Annotated in this window: 14 protein-coding genes; 3 read left to right on the forward strand and 11 right to left on the reverse strand. The window is 54.9% G+C overall.

The features are described from left to right. Positions 1–854 (reverse strand): MFS transporter (locus PEH01S_RS27650; protein ID WP_246063086.1); only part of this gene is annotated, 854 nt, incomplete at its 3' end. 145 nt (positions 855–999) lie between these two features. Continuing rightward, positions 1,000–1,860, reverse strand: coding sequence for an AraC family transcriptional regulator (locus PEH01S_RS27655; protein ID WP_025850487.1), 861 nt, complete (start codon positions 1,858–1,860; stop codon positions 1,000–1,002). A 184-nt stretch (positions 1,861–2,044) separates the two neighbouring features. On the opposite strand from PEH01S_RS27655, the gene PEH01S_RS27660 reads away from it, so the two are divergent. Next, positions 2,045–2,404, forward strand: a complete 360-nt coding sequence (locus PEH01S_RS27660; RefSeq protein ID WP_051570479.1) for a phasin family protein — start codon at positions 2,045–2,047, stop codon at positions 2,402–2,404. Then, positions 2,401–4,080 (forward strand): ABC1 kinase family protein, encoded by a 1,680-nt coding sequence (locus tag PEH01S_RS27665; protein ID WP_127489337.1) that lies wholly within the window; start codon positions 2,401–2,403, stop codon positions 4,078–4,080. The genes PEH01S_RS27660 and PEH01S_RS27665 overlap by 4 nt, the downstream gene beginning before the upstream one ends. 156 nt (positions 4,081–4,236) lie before the next feature. Here the strand turns inward: PEH01S_RS27665 and wrbA are convergent, their stop codons facing one another. The 6 genes from wrbA to PEH01S_RS27695 form a co-directional block, all read right to left on the reverse strand. Then, a complete protein-coding gene (wrbA, locus tag PEH01S_RS27670; protein WP_127489340.1) occupies positions 4,237–4,851 on the reverse strand; it encodes an NAD(P)H:quinone oxidoreductase in 615 nt (204 codons plus the stop codon). A gap of 69 nt (positions 4,852–4,920) precedes the next feature. Beyond that, positions 4,921–5,790 (reverse strand): AraC family transcriptional regulator, encoded by an 870-nt coding sequence (locus PEH01S_RS27675; protein WP_127489342.1) that lies wholly within the window; start codon positions 5,788–5,790, stop codon positions 4,921–4,923. 98 nt (positions 5,791–5,888) lie between these two features. After that, the gene (locus tag PEH01S_RS27680) at positions 5,889–7,061 is read right to left on the reverse strand and encodes an MFS transporter (protein ID WP_218032718.1); all 1,173 of its coding nucleotides are present in this window, start codon (positions 7,059–7,061) and stop codon (positions 5,889–5,891) included. Positions 7,062–7,370: 309 nt separating this feature from the next. Beyond that, on the reverse strand, positions 7,371–8,753 hold the full coding sequence (locus PEH01S_RS27685; protein ID WP_025850492.1) for an MFS transporter: 1,383 nt from the start codon (positions 8,751–8,753) through the stop codon (positions 7,371–7,373). 237 nt (positions 8,754–8,990) lie between these two features. Further along, positions 8,991–10,361, reverse strand: a complete 1,371-nt coding sequence (locus PEH01S_RS35905; RefSeq protein ID WP_281281531.1) for a M23 family metallopeptidase — start codon at positions 10,359–10,361, stop codon at positions 8,991–8,993. Positions 10,362–10,466: 105 nt separating this feature from the next. Continuing rightward, positions 10,467–10,907, reverse strand: coding sequence for a Dps family protein (locus PEH01S_RS27695; protein ID WP_127489346.1), 441 nt, complete (start codon positions 10,905–10,907; stop codon positions 10,467–10,469). A 316-nt stretch (positions 10,908–11,223) separates the two neighbouring features. On the opposite strand from PEH01S_RS27695, the gene PEH01S_RS27700 reads away from it, so the two are divergent. Then, complete coding sequence (locus tag PEH01S_RS27700; RefSeq protein ID WP_127489348.1) at positions 11,224–12,234, forward strand: acyltransferase family protein; 1,011 nt, start codon at positions 11,224–11,226, stop codon at positions 12,232–12,234. A 94-nt stretch (positions 12,235–12,328) separates the two neighbouring features. Here the strand turns inward: PEH01S_RS27700 and PEH01S_RS27705 are convergent, their stop codons facing one another. The 3 genes from PEH01S_RS27705 to PEH01S_RS27715 all read right to left on the reverse strand — a co-directional run bounded on the left by PEH01S_RS27705 (position 12,329) and on the right by PEH01S_RS27715 (position 17,633). Beyond that, positions 12,329–13,948, reverse strand: a complete 1,620-nt coding sequence (locus PEH01S_RS27705) for a response regulator transcription factor (protein WP_025850496.1) — start codon at positions 13,946–13,948, stop codon at positions 12,329–12,331. A 27-nt stretch (positions 13,949–13,975) separates the two neighbouring features. Continuing rightward, entirely contained in the window at positions 13,976–15,742 is a 1,767-nt protein-coding gene (locus PEH01S_RS27710) for a cache domain-containing sensor histidine kinase (RefSeq protein WP_127489350.1), read from the reverse strand. A gap of 310 nt (positions 15,743–16,052) precedes the next feature. After that, the gene (locus tag PEH01S_RS27715) at positions 16,053–17,633 is read right to left on the reverse strand and encodes an ABC transporter substrate-binding protein (protein ID WP_127489352.1); all 1,581 of its coding nucleotides are present in this window, start codon (positions 17,631–17,633) and stop codon (positions 16,053–16,055) included. Positions 17,634–17,696 lie beyond the last annotated feature (63 nt).

A 17,696-nucleotide genomic window follows, 5' to 3' on the forward strand; every position in this document is an offset into this window, starting at 1 on the left:
CCTGCCGTCATCAGGACCGGCTTGCGGCCCCATCGGTCGCTCCATACGCCAAGCGGCAGCTGGAGGATCAGAGAGCCGACCCCGATGGCCGGCAGCAGCAGGGAAATCCAAGCGTCGGAAATGCCGGTGCGCAGACCGTAAGCGGGAAAATTGCTGTTCATGGACGATTCCATGTAACCGTACAGGAACGAGGTCAGCAAAGCGTACCAGGCCAGCCGGAACACGGCGGGATAGGTGGCTGCTGCCTGCTCCCCCTGTTCCCTCCTTACCGTTTCCGGGTGCGCATTGGGCAGCCGGCTCACGAACAGCAGCGATACGACCGTGCAGAGCATCGTCGCCAGAAAAGGCGCCCACATCCCATAGGGCAGCAGGTTGATGCCCAGCGGTCCCAAGCTGAATCCCGCTCCATAAGCCATCCCGTAGAGCGAGATGTACCGGCCGCGCTTATCCGCCGGGGAGCGGGACACGATCCACAGCTGGGTCGCATAATGCAGACCGCTGTCTCCTACGCCTACCATAAACCGGAGCACAAGCCATACCCAGAAATTAGGAAATGATGGAAATAAGATCAGCGTGACAAGCACGATCAGGATGCCGCCGACGATAACCGGCTTGTAGCCGAAGCGGCGCACGGGCTTCTCAATCCAAAACATCGTGGCAAAGGTTCCGATGTACAGCGCGGCCGCATTCAAGCCGTTCACCCCGGTCGAGACCCCCGTCTTGTCAAGCAGCAGAGTAAGCAGCGGCAGCAAAAGCCCCTGGTTCATCCCGGCGATAATGACTACGGTAATCAGCGTAAGATAATGCCGGAGCTGGAACGGGGCTTCCATGCCGCGTTCATGGGATAACGTCAACGGTAACTCTCCTTCGCGACTTCGTTTCGGGATGCCTTGACTATTGTATCTGATCTTTGGTCAAAAATCGACCGTTAGCGTTAAGGAATCGAGCTCCGGACAATAAAAAAAAGAAGCTGCCAAAGCCTGCAGCTTCTTAACCCATTTATTCGATAGGAATATAGATAACCATGCTGATATGGTCCGGATACGACGACTTGAGCACATCCGTCACTTCAAAATCCGGTCCCTCCCGCCGCTCGTAATTCGAATTCGGCAGCCATGTGCCGTATATGTATTTTCTCGTATCTTGCGCCGACCCGTCTACCCGAAATGCCGCGTATTTCCCCTTCGGGATCTCATAACAGATGAATCCCGGCTCCAACTCGTCCGTAAACTCGTGCACCTCTTCTCCGATCACAAAAGAAAACCGGCCGTCGTCCTGAAACTTGCAGGCAATCCCGTAGGCCAGCTCCGGGGCGGCTCTGCCCGGAATTTTCAGATATAATCCGTTGCTTCCAAACTCGCCGTAAAAGCGCGGAATTTCTTCGAAGTATTGCTCCTCTTGCAGCGTTGTCAGGTATTCGTAGCCGATGATCCGGATCGCGTCCAGATCGATAATTTCAGGCCGGTTCATGTTCAGTTCCCCTTCCGCATGTTGTTGATAATCGAGAAAATTCACCCTGCCCTGCAACCGAAGCGGGACGGACTCCTTCCGGTATTTCGCCGGCGTGATGCCAAACTGGCTCTCGAACGCCCTTGTGAACGCTTCTTGAGAGCCGTATTGAAGCGCAACGGCGATGTCAAGCACGCTTCTGCCCGTTTCCTTCAATAATACCGCGGCTTCGGACAGTCTCCGTCTCCGAATGTATTGGTGCACGGAAAATCCCGAGATGGCTTGAAACAGCCGTTGAAAATGAAACGCCGAAAAACAAGCCGCCGACGCTATGGCCGTAATGTCCAGCTCCTCCTGCAGATGGTCTTCGATATACTGTATCGCCCCTTGAATCCTTTTGTAATAATCCATTCGTTCACCATGCCTCCAGCCATCGTGTCATGGACATTATTGTACAACAAGATCTGACGTTTTTTTTGATAATCCGTGCGGATTGGCAAATTTTATTTAGGGGGCCGTGTCCGTCGTCCCTTTTGGCGTTTGCGGCCCGCTATGATAAAATCACCCTATACGGATACGAACAGGAGGGACAGAGATGATTAGAGATTTGTTGGGAAAAGCGGTTTCGATGGGGTTGGGCTTTGCCGTGGTCAGCAAGGAGCAGGCGGAGAAGTTCGTCGACGAGCTGGTCAAAAAAGGAGAGCTGAACAAGGCCGAGTCACAGCAGTACGTGGACGACTTGGTGCGCAAAGGGCAGGAAGCCCAATCCACGCTGGAGGAAAAGGTGCGCGGTTACATGCGTCAGGCGCTTCATGAGATGAATTTGACGACCAAGGACGATTACGTCCGGCTGACGCAGCGTATCGGAGAGCTTGAACGCCGCGTGGCCGAACTGGAAGGCAAGCAGCCCGAGCAGACCGAAGCCGGTCAAACCTTACCTCCCGCAAGCTCATGAGTCTCGGACGGAAAATCCGGCACCTGCAGAGGTACCGCGACATTGCCAAAGCGTTCGCCCGCAACGGGCTCGGCTTCCTCGTCAAAGAGCTTGGACTGCCCGATCTGCTTGCCGGGACGCGCATCGGCTTGAATGAACGGCGGGAGGCCCGGTCGCGCACCATCGGCGAGCGCATCCGGACGTTTCTGGAGGAGCTTGGCCCGACCTTCGTCAAAATCGGCCAAATCGCCAGCACGCGTCCCGATCTGCTGCCCGCTCATATTATCGACGAGCTCGTCAAGCTGCAGGACCGGGTGCCGCCCTTCCCTTTCGAGCAAGTGCGTGAGGTTCTGGAAAGCGAGTTCGGCGAGCCCTTCGAGAAGCTGTTCGCGGAATTTCAAGAGACGCCGATCGCCGCGGCCTCCATCGGACAGGTCCACCTCGCCCGCCTCCATACGGGCGAGTCGGTCGCCGTCAAAATTCAGCGCCCGAACATTCGTTCCATTGTTGAAACGGATCTTGAAATTTTGGACGATTTGGCCCGCCTGGCCGAGCACCGGCTCGACTGGGCGGCCAAATATCAGGTGCGCGACATGGTGTACGAGCTGTCCCAGTCGCTGCGCGCCGAGCTGGATTACACGAACGAAGGCCGCAGCGCGCAGCGGATGGCGAAGCCGTTCGAGCGCGATTCGGACGTGTGCATTCCGGCGATTTATTGGGATTATTCAAGCCGCAACGTGCTGACTATGGAGTATCTGGAAGGGATAAAGCCTACCGAAACGGAGCGGCTTCAAGAGCTGGGGTACGAACCGAAAAAGCTGGCCGAGACGATTGCCCGGACCGTCTTTCAGCAAATTTTTGTGGAAGGCTTCTTTCATGCCGATCCGCACCCGGGCAACCTTATCGTCCTCCCGGGCGGGGTGATCGGACTGATCGACTTCGGCATGGTCGGGCGTCTGACCCCGATGATGAAATATCACTTCGGCTCACTGGTCATTGCCCTGCGGCGCAACAGCACCGATGGCGTCATCAAAGCGATTGAAGGCATCGGCATCATTCCCGACGATGTCGACATGGACTCCCTGCGCGCAGACGTGGACGAGCTGCGGGAGAAATACTACGACGTGCCGCTCAGCCGCGTCAAGCTCGGCGAATCGGTCAACGACCTGCTCGCCGTCGCCTACGAGCACCGCGTGCGCATACCCGCCGACCTGACGCTGCTCGGCAAAGCGCTGCTGACGCTCGAAGGCGTCGTCACTTCGCTGGACCCGACGTTCAGCGTCATCAGCATCGCGGAGCCGTTCGGACGGAAGCTGTTCGCCGAACGATTCAGTCCCCGCAACGTGGCCGACAGCGTCTGGCATCAGGTAAGCGAAGCCGCCTCCCTGCTCACGGAAACGCCGATGAAGCTGCGCGAGCTGCTCGGGATGATGAAGAAAGGCAAGCTGCGCCTTGAAATATCGATCGCCGAGCTGGATGCCTTGATGAAAAAAATGGACCGCATCAGCAACCAGCTATCGTTCAGCATCGTCCTGCTCGCCTTTAGCATTATTATGGTCGGTCTCATCATCGGCTCGTCGCTCGGCAGGCAGTCGACCTTGCTGTGGAATTTTCCCGTCATTGAAATCGGCTTCTGCGTCGCCACGCTGATGTTTCTCTGGCTGCTGCTGTCGATCTTCAGGTCTGGACGGTTTTGAACATCGGACCGGCGCCCGACGATGCTTTTTTAGGCCGCCTCCTTGGGTTGTTCGAGCTGAGCGGACAATGTCCCAAGGAGGCAGCAGGCATGAAGCAACTCCCCAAGTCCTGACCTTGACCGGAAGGACCGGGAGTTGTCCGCTTGTTTCGCGAGGTTAAGCGTTCCAGCCTCTTTTCAGCGCATCCGCTACCGCGACGACCCGTCTTGTCTGATGCTTGACGGCTTCCAGTCTTTTGGCGTCAAAATGGCCGGACAGGTCCACCGTAAGGCTGGTCCCGTAAGGATTCCCGCCTGCTTCCATGACGGACGGGTCGGTATAGCCGGGAGCCACGACGATCGCGCCCCAATGGTACATGCTCGTGTATAAGGACAGGACCGTCGCCTCTTGGCCTCCGTGCGCGTTGCTTGCGCTGGTCATGGCCAATACGACTTTGTTCGTCAGCTTCCCTTGGGCCCATAGCGCTCCTGTCATATCCAGAAACTGCTTAAGCTGGGAAGCCACGTTGCCGAAACGGGTCGGGGTGCTGATGATGACCGCATCGGCCCAGGCGATATCGTCCAAGGAGGCGTCAGGCACCTCCGCCGTGGCTTCCAAATGGGCCTTCCAGGCGGGATTCGAAGCAATCGCCGCCTCGGGGGCAAGCTCGGCCGCACGCACGATCCGGACGTCCGCCCCCGCTTCCCCAGCCGCCTCTCCGGCCACCGCCGCCATCTTGTAATTGGTTCCCGTAGAGCTGTAGTACAATATCGTCAGCTTCACATGACTTATGTTCTCTTCCTCCTATAGCGCATCGTTATCGTCATCCGTCGTTCCGCAGAGTTTCGTACGTTGAAACTCTTAACCACAGTATAGTCCCGCTGCGCCGAAGAGGCTTGAACATAACACGTTGCTTTTGGGAGAAAATACGCATCCCCGCTGACCAGGGCCAGTCATAAAAAGAAGAAGCCGAACGAAGGCGCTCCTTCTTGGCTTCTTATAAGCTGTGACGGTTCTTTTCCGGGAAGGCCCCAGGCTCGTGAGGCCATCCGCTTTCCGGACCAGGTGGGACAGACTGACATTCGCAGCGGAGGCCAATTGTTCGAGCGTCATGTCCTGTTCCAGATGCTCGTGCATAAATTCGATCGCGCGGGAAACCTGGGCGCTCGTCAGCGGTTTCGGCTTCAAGCACGCTTGCGAGCTTGTCGTATAGTGCTGGAGCAGGTGGACCGCCGCCAGATTCGATAAGGAATCCCAATACAGCCTGCCGCTTGCTCCGCCGCTGCGCAGCTCCTCCAGCATCCACCGGCTCAGTTGGAGCAGCTTCGGATCCTGTACGAGAAACCGCCGTTCCCATCTCAGATTCGCCGACCTGCCGAAGCCGGATGCAGCCGCGATCTCCTCCAGCTTCGAAGGAAGAATCTCCAGTTTCATAAAAGACAGCGATTGCCGCCACTCGCAATGAGCCCTCTCGCCCGAGGGGATAATTTGAATGTCTCCCGGTCTCGCGATCCCGTTGTTCATTCCCCCCGGCTCATATTCGCTCAGCTCGACGGGGCCGGGGGAGCCGTGGATCGCAACGACGTGCCTGGCGTCGGTCGAGCCGTCATACGCTTGGCGCGGGGACAATCTCTCCCACTGCGAGAACCGGAGGCCGGCCCGCTCCAGCTTGTCGCTGGACAGGACCGGAGCCGCTCCGATGGCGCCGAAATCTTGAGGCTTCTGCTTCATCTTCGTCCCCCTACCTCCCGGCGTCGTGTTGTACCGGATAGTATAACATCTTCCGGCATCCATGCTCTTGAACAAAATGATCGGATCCTCGTCTAAAATTACTCGACGGATTTTTGGGATGCGATATAAAAATAACCGAAAAACAACCCGCACAGCAGCGCAATGAACCCGTATCCCCCGAAAATGTCAAACCGGACCGAGACAAACCCGAAGCCCAGACCTATCACGATATGGACGGCATTCAGCCCTAGCGACTGGAACGAATCGATCGTCGCCCGGATCGAAGAATCCGTGCGGTGATGCAGATACCCGGCCGCAATCGGCTCGACGATCCCCGAAAACAAGCAAATCACAAGCAGCGCCGCCAAGCCGGAATAATCTTTCGCAGCAGCGATATACGTAAACCCTGCGGCAAAAACGGCCACCGCTGCAAGCAGCAGAGTCCTGCTGCTGAACCGGCGGAGCAGCGCATGAGCCAGCATATTTCCCGGGAGCATCAGCAGCATCAAGCCTGCGGAGAACAACCCGAAATAGATGACCGGAATGTCCAGCCGGTTCAAATAGATTTGCCAAAACTCGTAGATGAAATGCAAGGCTGCCCCGGTCACCGTACCGGATAGCACGACAAGCGATACGCCCGGATTCTCCTTAAAAAAAAGCAGAGAAGCCTTGATATACGTTTTAAGCTCAAGCGGCTCTTCGGTCCTGCTGTTCACCTGCGGCTCATGCAGCAGCAAGGACAGCGCCAAAGCGGCCGACATCCCGGCAAACGACAGCCAATAGTTCAGCTCAAAGCCGAACCGGGTCGCCAAAAAGCTTCCGCATAATGCCGCGATCATGCCCGAGATGAAATCGCAGACGTTCAAGCGGCCCACCGCTTTTTCAAACCGATGTTCCTTACCGCCTGCCAGCAGCGAATCGTACAGCAGCGCGTTTTCCGACCCGCTGCACGCACAGCGGCCGATGCCCGCCAATACAACAACAGCGGCAAAATGCCAGAACTGCGTGGCAAACACCAGAATGAGAAACTCGGCGCACCCAAGCACCGCGCCTGCCACGATCATGCTCTTCCGGCTAAATTTGTCGGCAAGGATCCCCGTCGGGACCTCAAGCAGTACGACGGTAACCGCATAAATGATTTCCGTATAAACGACCATCTGAATCGTCATGCCTCTCTGTTCCCAGAACAGCCTTTCAATGACATAGGCCGGGATGAGGCTTTGGAAAAAACGAATGGCGCCAAGCAGCCAGACGTTGTTCAAAACAGTCACGAGTCCGCTCCTCTCATGGGTTGATGGCGCAATTCCCAAACCAACCATGGAGGTGCCCGCGAACGATGGAATGTTAAAAATTAGCAGGGAGGTTTTGCGTGTGCCATACCAGCCGCTCCTTCGAATTCCGACATGAACGCCCGCTCTCTTAGGCGAAGGACGTTCTCGTATTCTTATCGTATCACAAGCGGCAAATCATCCGCCACCCGGTTAATCCCGATGTAAATAAAACAAAGCGTCCCTGCTGCGGGACGCTTGAAAGTTTGTGCGCGATTGCTTGAATCAACGCGGGCCTTAGTCTCCGTGCGTTCAGCCTTCCACGACACGGCTTTTCCGTACGGCCTTGCCGAACTGAACATAGTAGAAGGCCAACATCGCAACATGCAGAACGGCGAGCACCGTATAAATATTGCTGAATACGAACGCGTTATGGTTCAAGGAGACGTTTGCCGGATTCCAGTGAAAAGCGGAACCGTGATCGACCATTTTACTGTACAGTCCGGCGGAGAGGGCTCCGGAAATAAAGTTCAGCAGCGAGAGCAGCCCCATCCCCACGCCGGTCTGGTCCTTGGGCAGCGTCCGGGAAATCGTATTCGACAATGCTACGACCATGAACGTCTGCCCGACGTTGCCCAAGATCAGGAAGATCGCAATGGCGATCGGCGAAATTCCCGCAAAGGTCGACAGCAGGACGAAGCAGGCGATCAACAGCGCGGAGGCCGTGAAGTACAGAAACGGATTGCCTTTGTCGTCCGCCAGCTTGCCGCCGGTTCTGCCCAGAAGCGCCGACGCGATGGCGGCCGGAACCATGCTGAAGCCTACCAAGCCCGGAGCCAGACCGTTGACGAGGGATAGCAGCTGCGGGCTCAAAAAGGCGAGCGAGTACCCGACCCCGTTCACCACAAAAGCGATCGCAAGCCCGTAAGAATAGCTTTTATTGCGGAACAGCCGGGGTTGAACGAACGGTTCGGCCGCGGTCCGAATGCGCGCAATAAACAAGCCGAGCGTAAGCAGCGCGCATCCTGCAAGAAGCCAAGCCTCGTTCGTCACGGAGAGAAGCACCAGCGCTACCGTTATCGCCAGCAGGCCGCCGCCCAGCCAATCGATTTTCCCGGCATGCCCCGGTTCGTCGTCAAGATACTTGCGATAGAACGGGAGCGTAAGCAGTGCCAAGATAGGCAGCAGGAACAGCCAGCGCCAATGAACGACACTGACGATCAAAGCGGCGGTTGTCGGTCCGAGCGCTCCGCCGAGCGCCAGCCCGGCGGCCGCAATGCCCATTGCGCGGCCGCGCGTCTCCGGCGGGAAGTAGCGAATCGGTATGATCATGCCCGTTGCAGGCACGACCGAAGCTCCGGCAGCCTGCAAAACCCGCCCGAGCAGCACCATCCAATACGTTTGCGCAGCTAAACCGATCAAGGAACCCAAGGCGAAGAAAATCAACCCGAACGTCAGCAAATTTTTGAGCTTATACTTATCGGCCAGCTTCCCGTAGGTGACCGAGCCGATCGCATAAATCAGCATATAGACCGAAGAGACCCAACTGACCTCCGCAAGCGTTAGCCGGAATTCCGCTCCAATCTGCGGCAGCACGATGTTGAACATCGTCGCGCTCATGACGGAGATCACAAGGGTGAAAACGAGGATGCGAATTAATTTTTCTCCTGTTTGCTGCTTGGTTGCCGTTTCCACTCTGGCTCCCCCTTCCTGCTTTTTGATAAGGTTTATTTTACAATGGTTAATCAATAAATAATAATATATGTTGATCTATGTATTCATAACTTATGGTATATAAGAAGGTGACGGAAGGACACGTCCTCCGACCTATTTCGGAAGCATCATGGCCTTATGCATACAGCTGCTTCGCAAGTCCGGCGGATAGCTGCGTCTATTCACCGGACTTTCTCGGAAAGCAGCAGACTTGCCTGCCTAACGCGATTGAGGCTCCTGCTTCAGCCATTGAAACGGAGTCGCATTAAAGAACAGATTCGGATTGACCGGAACGTTGTGCGCCCAGAACGTGAAATGCAGGTGCGGTCCGGTCGAGAATCCGGTCGAGCCCACCAGCCCGATAATATCGCCCCGTTTCACCCGGTCCCCCGTCTTCACCTGAAGCTTAGACAAATGCGCGTACTGGGAAAACAGATTCATGCCATGATCGATATAAATCGTATTGCCCGTCAAATAGAAGTTGTCCGCCAGTGCTACGATGCCGTCATTCGCCGCTTTAATCGGGGTGCCTTCCTTGGCCGCCAAGTCGATGGCCGTATGGGAGCTGGCAAACTTGCCGTTCACATAGCGGGTATGGCCGAACGGCGTCGTCAAGATCCCCTCGATCGGCTGAATAAAGGGCTCGGAGAACAGGAATACGGGTTCGGACTTGCTTCGCGCGGCATCGATTTTTTTCTGGTCGGCTTCGATTCGCTTCGTATCCTGACGCATGCTTTCCATCTGCTTCGATACCTTGAGATGCTGCGTCTCGAACTTTTTATCCTTGATCTTCAGCGTCTGATCGCCGATCGGATACGATCCTGGCTTAGTCTTCATCGGCACCGGAAGGTAGGTGAAATACCCGGCCTCGAACGGCCGCAGCACGTACGTCTTCCCCTGCCAAGCGACTTCGCCGGGCTTATCGTGCCTCACCAGCACGACGTCACCGGGACTGGCCGTATCCGGCAAGAGCGTCCAAGCGGAATCCATCGCCTTCTTGGCTTGCCCGGGAGAAGCGTACAAAGCCGCCTCCCGGCTAATCCGCTGCTGACGCTGCTTTTCCTCCTGGAGCGCATCCTTCACCGCAGGCGTCACCTCGGCATGCCAGGTTTGTCCCCCGTCCGTCGTCACCAGCAGCGGATTGGCCAGATCCGTTCCGGCCGTGAGAAGCGCCCAGCCGACGCGGTCGGTTACAAATTGCGACTGCTTTACCGGGTAGTCTTTCGCCTGGTAAGCAATCGTTGTGAGCTTTTTGACATCGGTGTTGGAAGCGTTAGGCCCGTCCGTACCGGATGCTGCTGCTTCCGGGATTCCTGAGGCTTGCTCCGTCCAATGGACGCCTCCGTCCTCCGTCACGCGGCTTGTGCCGTCCGTATAACGAATCCAGCCTTTATCCAGATCAGTCATATGAAAATCGAGAATTTCGCGGCGGGCCGGGGCTTGCTTCTCGGCAGCCTCCGGCGCGGCGCCCTTCCCGGACGCAAGCAGCCATGCAGGGGGCTCGCCGCCGTATGCGACCAGCACCACACAAGCGGCGGCAAGAGTCGTTCCGGCGAGCAAGTACCCTATCTTTTTGGAACGCGGCTTCATCGTTCAGATCTCCTCCAATACAGCTTCTTCCATATCTATGACTTCATCATACGATAGAAGCTGGCCGCTTGTCCAAGCCGCGCACCGGCAGGAGTCGTTTGCTGATTAGTTGCCCAAAAACGCATTCAGCATCCAGACGTGCTTTTCCAGACTCGAATGGATAGCCAGCAGCAGATCGCCCGTCGTTTCGTCCTGCACGGACTCGGCGTATTTCATGCCGGTCTTCAGCTCCCCGATGATCAGGGTAAAATCGTTCACCAGCGCCGCCACCATCCGCTCCGCCGACTCCTCGCCCTCCGCTTCGCGAACCGAGGCGAGCCGGAGGCTTCCGCTCATCGTCGCGACCGGCTTGCCGCCCAATGCCAGCAGCCGTTCGGCCAGCGCATCCACATGCAGCGCCGCTTCCGTATACAGCTCCTCGAATTTCGTATGCAGCGTGAAAAATTGAGGGCCTTTGACGTACCAGTGGTAATTATGCAGCTTGACGTACAGGACGGACCAGTTAGCGATTTGGTTGTTCAACAGCACGGTTAATTGTTCATTCATGGATGTTTCCTCCTTAGGGTTTATATTTAGATTAGGTCTAAATTCATAATCTGATTGTAGCACCGTCCGCCCCTTCTTTCATGAAGAGAAAATGAGGATCGGATGAAGATTTGATGAAGTTTGGCAGCATTCGGATTGAATTCCTGCGGCTGCGAAATGTCTGTGACCTGGATCACCAACGGGCCGTGATCCTTCTCACTGCTCCGGCCAACGGAAAGAGGTATGCTCAAGACAAGGGGCCGGGAGAGCCCGCTCCGAAGCGGCGTGAGAGCCGGCAGACAGCACAGTATACATATAGAGGTGACTTTCCGTGGGAATGGCTTCCGCACCATCGCTTAACACTTACGCGCTTAATATGAAGTTTTTGCTTATCGCTTGCGTCGTCACAGCCAATACGATCGAGCCGATGATCGACCGGAGCTCGCCCTTGTTCGCCCTTTACGAGACGATCTACTCGTTCCATATTCCGATGTTCGCGCTGGCGATGGGTTACTTTGCCAAAAGCTTCCGTCTCGACCGGCCCGGCATCGATGGGCTTTGCACGATTGCGTATCAATATGTGTTATTCCAGACGCTGTACAGCTTGGCGGATATCGTCTTCTTTCAAGCCAAAGGCGTGATTCATTCGTTCTTCATGCCCTACTCGCTGCTCTGGTTTCTGCTCAGCCACTTTTGCTGGAGGCTGCTCCTGCGCGCGTTCGTCCATATGCGCCACCCGCTGCTCGTCTCGCTTCTGCTTGGCGTCGCCGTCGGTTATCTCCCTTGGTCCGGGGCTTGGCTCAGCGTATCGCGGACATTGGTCTACTTTCCGTTCTTCCTTGCGGGATACTTCCTGTCGCAGCATTGGGAAACGATGATCAAACGGCTGCGGATGCCTGCGGTCCTTCTCGGCCTAGCCGTCCTTTGCTTCTTCTGGCTGGGCGGACGAATCGATCCGCGCTGGCTGTACGGCAGCTTCACCTACGCGGAGGCCGGTCATCCGGAGTGGTATGCCGGAATATATCGCTTGGGGATGTACGGGGTACAGGCGGCCGCCTCGATCGCTTTTTTGAGCTTGGTGCCTTGGGCAGCCGGCCGGATTACGGATTGGGGGAAACGGACGGGGTATGTCTTTCTGCTTCATGCCTTCATTCTGAAATCGCTGCTCGCGGCAGGGGTTTACGTCTACCTGCAAACCCCTTGGAGCCAAGGGCTGACGATTATCGCCGGCTTCGGCATCGTCTGGCTGCTGTCGCAGCCATGGGTCGAAACCTACGCCAAACCATGGTTCGAGCCGGATATTACTTTCGTAAAGCGGCTTGTCCTCAAATCGCACGGAACCCCGTAAAAATCCCGGGGTTCTTTTTCTTATGCGCTCACCGTCGGTGGTAAACAGGCGTCCTTGGGCAGCACTCCTTATCGGCACAGGCTGCCCTGCTGCTTCACATTCCTTTTCCCTTTATTTTCCCGGGGCTTACCCCAATGTATTTTTTAAACAGCTTGCTGAAGTAGGCCTCATCCTTAATCCCGACTTTCTCCGCCGCTTCGTAAACCTTGAGGTTCCGTTGTATAATCAGCTCTCTTGCTGTTTCCATCTTCGTACGGTTCACAAAATGGGTAAAGCTTTCGCCGATTTCCTTCTTAAAGAGGTAGGAAAAATAACTCCGGCTCATATTGGAATATTTCGCTGCTTCCTCGAGCGATATGTTTTGCCCGATATTTTCGCATACATATCGCTTTACGCTCATAATTTCGGCTCTCGCCGTCTGGCCTTTGACGGAAACCATGGACTGCATGAACCCATCGATAAATTCGTCGACGGAGCCTTTGAGATCGTGCAGCGTTTCCGCGTCCAAAATCATCTCCGACCACTTCGTGTTCGATTCTTCGTCAACCACCCGTACGTGCTCTTTATAAGGCTCAAGGACTTTCATGAAAATATACAGCACGTGGAGCAGCGACGTTTTCACCCGCATCGGATGATAGGCCCCATGGGATGCAATGCTGTGAAAAAACCGGTCGATCACCGATTTCACCCCGTCGTAATCGTTGGCGTTCAAATAATCGATCAGCCGCTTCTCTTCCTCCAAGCCGAAAATAATTTCCTTATCCGTGAACTCCGGCATGTCGCCTGTAAAAATCAGGCTCGCTTTCCCCCGGTAAAAACGGTAACCGGATGCCTGCTTCGCTTTGGCATAAAGCGCCGGAACCTCCTTCAAGCTGCCGGTTTTTCCCGAAACGACCAAGGATACGGTTATATTCAGGTAACGCTTCAACGACCGGTTCATCTTCTGAAAAAGCTCCGGCAAGATTTGATGCTCGGGCGCTCGAAGGACCGTGGCGTCCAGCAAGATCAAATATTCCCCCTCGTCCAGCTCGGCAAACTCGGCTTTGGCAAAGTCGGCAAGCCCTTCCTGCAAAATGTTGAGAAACGAGGAGCTGAGCAGATGGCTGTCTCTCATCCTGCTTTTCGCCGGAGCGTCGTCATAGTCGTCGATCGCGCAGTACATGACGAGAAATTGGTTAAAATCCGGCCGGACCTGCATAATGGACGATTCTTTCTGGAATTCAACATAAGGAATCGAGCCGCTCATTAATTTTTTGTACAGGCCGTTTTTGATGACTTGCTTGTTGGCTCTCCATACCGATTCAAATGTGATTTTCTCTTCGTTTTGCAGCCGTTCCTTTTCGACCTGCGCCTTCGCTTTGAGCAGCACTTCCAGAAGCTGGTCCGGCTTCATCGAAAGCTTCAGAATGTAATCCTCCGCCCCCAGGCGCATGGCCTTCTTCACGCTGTCCATCTCATGATGGCAGCTCAGAACAACGATCTTGATCTGCGGAAACCGGGCCGACAGCCGTTCGATCAACTCAAGACCATCCATATTCGGCATTAAAATATCGGTAAGCACGATATCGGGGCGGGTCGTCTCGATCAGTTCCAGCGCCTGCATGCCGTCCTCCGCCTGCCCGACAAACTCCAAGCCGTATTTCTCCCATTCGATACAGGATTTGATCCCGATTCTGACGAGAGCTTCGTCATCCACGATCATGACCTTGAGCATAGGCCGTCCTCCTTTTCCCAGTAAGCCTCAAGATATAGTCTCCTCCGTTCCTGGTACCGCCGGGACCGTTACGGACACGGTCGTTCCGTGCCCGGGAGTTGACGCAATATGCAGTCCGAAGGGCTCGCCGTATTTGAGCCGCAGCCTGTCATGAATATTTCGGAGCCCAATGCCGCTGAATTTATGCTGATGCCCCTGCTCTTCACCGGCCTCGTTGAATATTTCCGAGATCCGGAGCGGCGTCATGCCTTCCCCGTTGTCGGCCACATCGATTCGCAAGCAGCCCTCCTGCAAACAGGCCCGAATCTCGATCCGGCCGCCGGACCTTTTGTTCTTCAGCCCGTGCAGGATACTGTTTTCCACAACCGGCTGAAGCAGCAGCTTCATAATTTTGTACCGCTCAAGCCGCGGATCGATGTCGAAGGCCAGTTCGAAGCTGTCGTTGTAACGGGCGTTCTGAATGTTCATATACGCCTGAAGCAGCTGCATTTCTTCCTTCAGCGTAATTTCCTCTTCGCCTTTCTTCATGCTGACCTCGAGCAGCCGTCCCAGATCGGCAATCATGTTGGACGCATTGGCCGCCCCGTTCATCATGGCCGTCCATTTAATGTTGTTTAACGTATTGAACAAAAAATGCGGATTGATCTGCGCCTTCAGCGCTTCGTATTTCAATTCCTGCTCTCTTTTCTGCTCGTTCATCACTTTCTGAACCAGCTCATCGATCCGTTTAAACAGATGGTCGAAGCTTTTGACGATGCCGTTGACATCGTTAGAGTACTCGATCTCCTTCGTTCCCAAACTGTAAATGCCGATCTTCTTCTTCTTTAAATCCCGGATGAGCAGCTTTAGCGGATTCGTGATATAAAGGATCAGCGCGACGCTCGATAAAAGGAGAAGGCCGAACACGATATAATTGATGGTCAGTACTTTATTTTTCAAGCTTGACGTGCTTTTCATCACGTCTTCATAAGGGATCACCGAAACGACCGTCCAGTCAAGCCGGTTCAAATTGTAATAGTTGACCATATACCGTTTGCCGCCGGCTGCCCCGATCACGTTATACCCTTTTTGGGTACCGTACAGCTTCAGTTCTTTGCTCACCTGCTCGATATCGCTGAATGGCGCTTCGCCGGAGCTTTTGATAATTTGATTTTGCCGGTCCAGCAGCAGTACCGATCCTTTGGAGCGGACCGTGAACAGCGAAACGAAATTGTCGAGGTCCACATTGATGATGACGATGCCGAGCGTTTCGCCGGTAAATCTGTCTTTGATCGTTTTGGCAAGGGAAACGTATTTCTTGTCTTCGCTTAATTTCGAGGATTGGTAAGTGAAGGGAACCGTCCAGACCGTCCCGCTTTCCTGCCGTACGAGGGAAGCAAACCACTTTTCCTGCTTCAGCCGCAAGCCGAATTCCTGTTTGAAATTCAAATACTCTTGATTTCTGTCGATATCGCTGACGACATTTCCCATGACGTTGCTGATAATTCCGTCGGAGCTCACGATGATCACGTGGGCATTGTAATTGAAAAACGTGTTGTTTTTGGCGAAATTCAAATGATTTTCGATACGCGAGATGCGGGAATAATCGTTCGGCGTCATCTCTTGAGGCGATTTCATTGTACCGAACGCTTCGAAAGCCGGATTTCTTGGAAACGCATTCAAATTTGCCGTGACGATATCATCCAGACTCAGCACATTCGACAGTCTCATCATATCCAGCGTAACGTTCTCAATCTGATTGCCCACTTGCTCCAAATTGCTCAGCAGCAGATCGGAGGTTTCCTTTTCGAACAAAGTCTCCGTATGCTTGAAGCTGATATGGAGCGACAGAGATACGGCGATGAAGACGAGAAAAACGACAGAGACGATGATCCGAATCTGGAGATTGCGAAAAAGCGCCCGAATCCACTGCTTCAGCTTATACAGAATCCGCTTCCCTCCTCATCCATGGTGACGTTTGCCCGTTCCGGTTCATAAGCCGGATGCATGCTGCCGAGGCGGTGTTTGTTCTATTGTACTTGAGTCCCGCTTCCCCATCAAGATTTTTCGGGTAAACAAGCAGCCCCCAGAAGGTGCGCCGGGAGCTGCCTTGATAACCGAGACCTTAATTCATAAACGCGTCTTCCAGCGTAATCCCCGATTGGAAAGACAAGAAACCGGGCATGTTCTTGAAGCCGCCGACCTCCTTCTTCATGCCGTAGCCTTGCTCGCGCCAGGTTAAATAGACGAACGGCGACAAATCCAGCGCGCGGTTAATCAATTGGTTGTAAATCGTTTTCCGCTTCGTCTCGTCCTGTTCCTTCCTGCCGTCGATCAGCAGCTTGTTGATTTCGGCGTCATCGAAAAATGCCGAATTGTTAAGCCTCGCCGGGCCACCGGTGTAGAAGTTGCTGAGCCAATCCGCATCCGTAATATCGCCGGCCGTGCCTGCGACAACGAAGTCGTAGCTGCCTTCCGTATTCTTCTTCACCCGGGTCGCCCAATCGGGCAGATCGAGCTCGACCTCGATGCCGACCTTCTTCAGCTCGGCCTGTACGGCGACCGCCGTCTGTTGATGATACGCAAATTGGGAGGTAGCCAGCAGCCGGGCCTTAAAGCCGCTCGGATAGCCCGCTTCCGCAAGCAGTTTTTTGGCTTTTTCGGTATTATGCTCGAAATAATTCTCGTACTTTTCATCGTAGCCCATGTAGCCCTGCGGGATCGCCATGCCGTAGATCGGTTTTCCGCGTCCGTTAAACGCCGTGTTGATAATCGTGCTGCGGTCGATCGCGTAGGAGATCGCTTTTCTCACCCGCGGATCGCTGAACGGCGCAAACTGCGTATTGAACTGCAATTGCATGAACGGCCCGCTGACGCTGTCGAGCTTCAGCTTCGGGTCCTGCTCCAGCGCGACGGCATCCTTCCACGGAACGGTATCGATCAAATCCACGTCCCCCGCCTTGAGCGCGTTAACCCTGGTATTCTCGTCGGGATAAAAGACGAAACGTATCGTGTCCAGCTTCGGCTTGTCTTTTTTATAATAGCCTTCGAATTTTTTCACGACGAACTCCTGCCCCTTTGTCCACTTGACAAACTGATACGGGCCTGCCCCCATTGGAGCCGCATTCAAATCGCCATTCTTTTCCTCCGTCCACTTTTTCGATACGATGACCGATTCCGGGAGCGCCAAATAATGGATGAACGGAGCGGAAGGCTCTTTCAGCGTGATCGCAGCGGTCTTAGGATCCACCGCCTCGATTTTGTCTATGACGGACAGCTCGTTGCGGAACGTTGCGTTGTTTTTCGGGTTGGCGACTCGTTCGAAGGTGTATTTAACATCTTCCGCCGTAACCGGATCGCCGTTGTGAAACTTGGCGTCGCGCAGCTTGAACGTGTACGTTTTCTTGTCCGCCGACACCGTATACGACTCGGCCAGCTCGGGATTCAGCTTGCCGTCCTTGTCGTAATTGACCAACCCCCGATAAAGACTCAGCTTGATCGTTCTGCCGTGAGTCCCGTTCTGCACAAGCGGGTCCATGGCGGTCGGTTCGCCGGACAGGCCGAAGATAAGGCTGCCGCCGGATTGGCCGGCTCCTTTATCCGAGCCTTCCGGCCCGGCGGCATTTTGTCCCGCTCCTCCGCAGCCGCTGCCGATCAACGCAACGATCAGAATCAGAACCGCCACTCTTGACAAACGCTTTAACATGCTGCAAAACCTCCCTTTAATATTTATAATAGGGACAGCCATTCGGAATGACAATCCTTATCA

Origin of the sequence: Paenibacillus ehimensis NBRC 15659 (assembly GCF_004000785.1) — a bacterium.
GTDB lineage: Bacteria > Bacillota > Bacilli > Paenibacillales > NBRC-103111 > Paenibacillus_G > Paenibacillus_G ehimensis.

Bases quoted from the DNA above. Each gene is read 5' to 3' on its own strand.
- PEH01S_RS27655 (WP_025850487.1), bottom strand. From the start codon at position 1,860: ATGGATTATTACAAAAGGATTCAAGGGGCGATACAGTATATCGAAGAC.
- PEH01S_RS27660 (WP_051570479.1), top strand. From the start codon at position 2,045: ATGATTAGAGATTTGTTGGGAAAAGCGGTTTCGATGGGGTTGGGCTTT.
- PEH01S_RS27665 (WP_127489337.1), top strand. From the start codon at position 2,401: ATGAGTCTCGGACGGAAAATCCGGCACCTGCAGAGGTACCGCGACATT.
- PEH01S_RS27675 (WP_127489342.1), bottom strand. From the start codon at position 5,790: ATGAAGCAGAAGCCTCAAGATTTCGGCGCCATCGGAGCGGCTCCGGTC.
- PEH01S_RS35905 (WP_281281531.1), bottom strand. From the start codon at position 10,361: ATGAAGCCGCGTTCCAAAAAGATAGGGTACTTGCTCGCCGGAACGACT.
- PEH01S_RS27695 (WP_127489346.1), bottom strand. From the start codon at position 10,907: ATGAATGAACAATTAACCGTGCTGTTGAACAACCAAATCGCTAACTGG.
- PEH01S_RS27700 (WP_127489348.1), top strand. From the start codon at position 11,224: ATGGCTTCCGCACCATCGCTTAACACTTACGCGCTTAATATGAAGTTT.
- PEH01S_RS27705 (WP_025850496.1), bottom strand. From the start codon at position 13,948: ATGCTCAAGGTCATGATCGTGGATGACGAAGCTCTCGTCAGAATCGGG.
- PEH01S_RS27715 (WP_127489352.1), bottom strand. From the start codon at position 17,633: ATGTTAAAGCGTTTGTCAAGAGTGGCGGTTCTGATTCTGATCGTTGCG.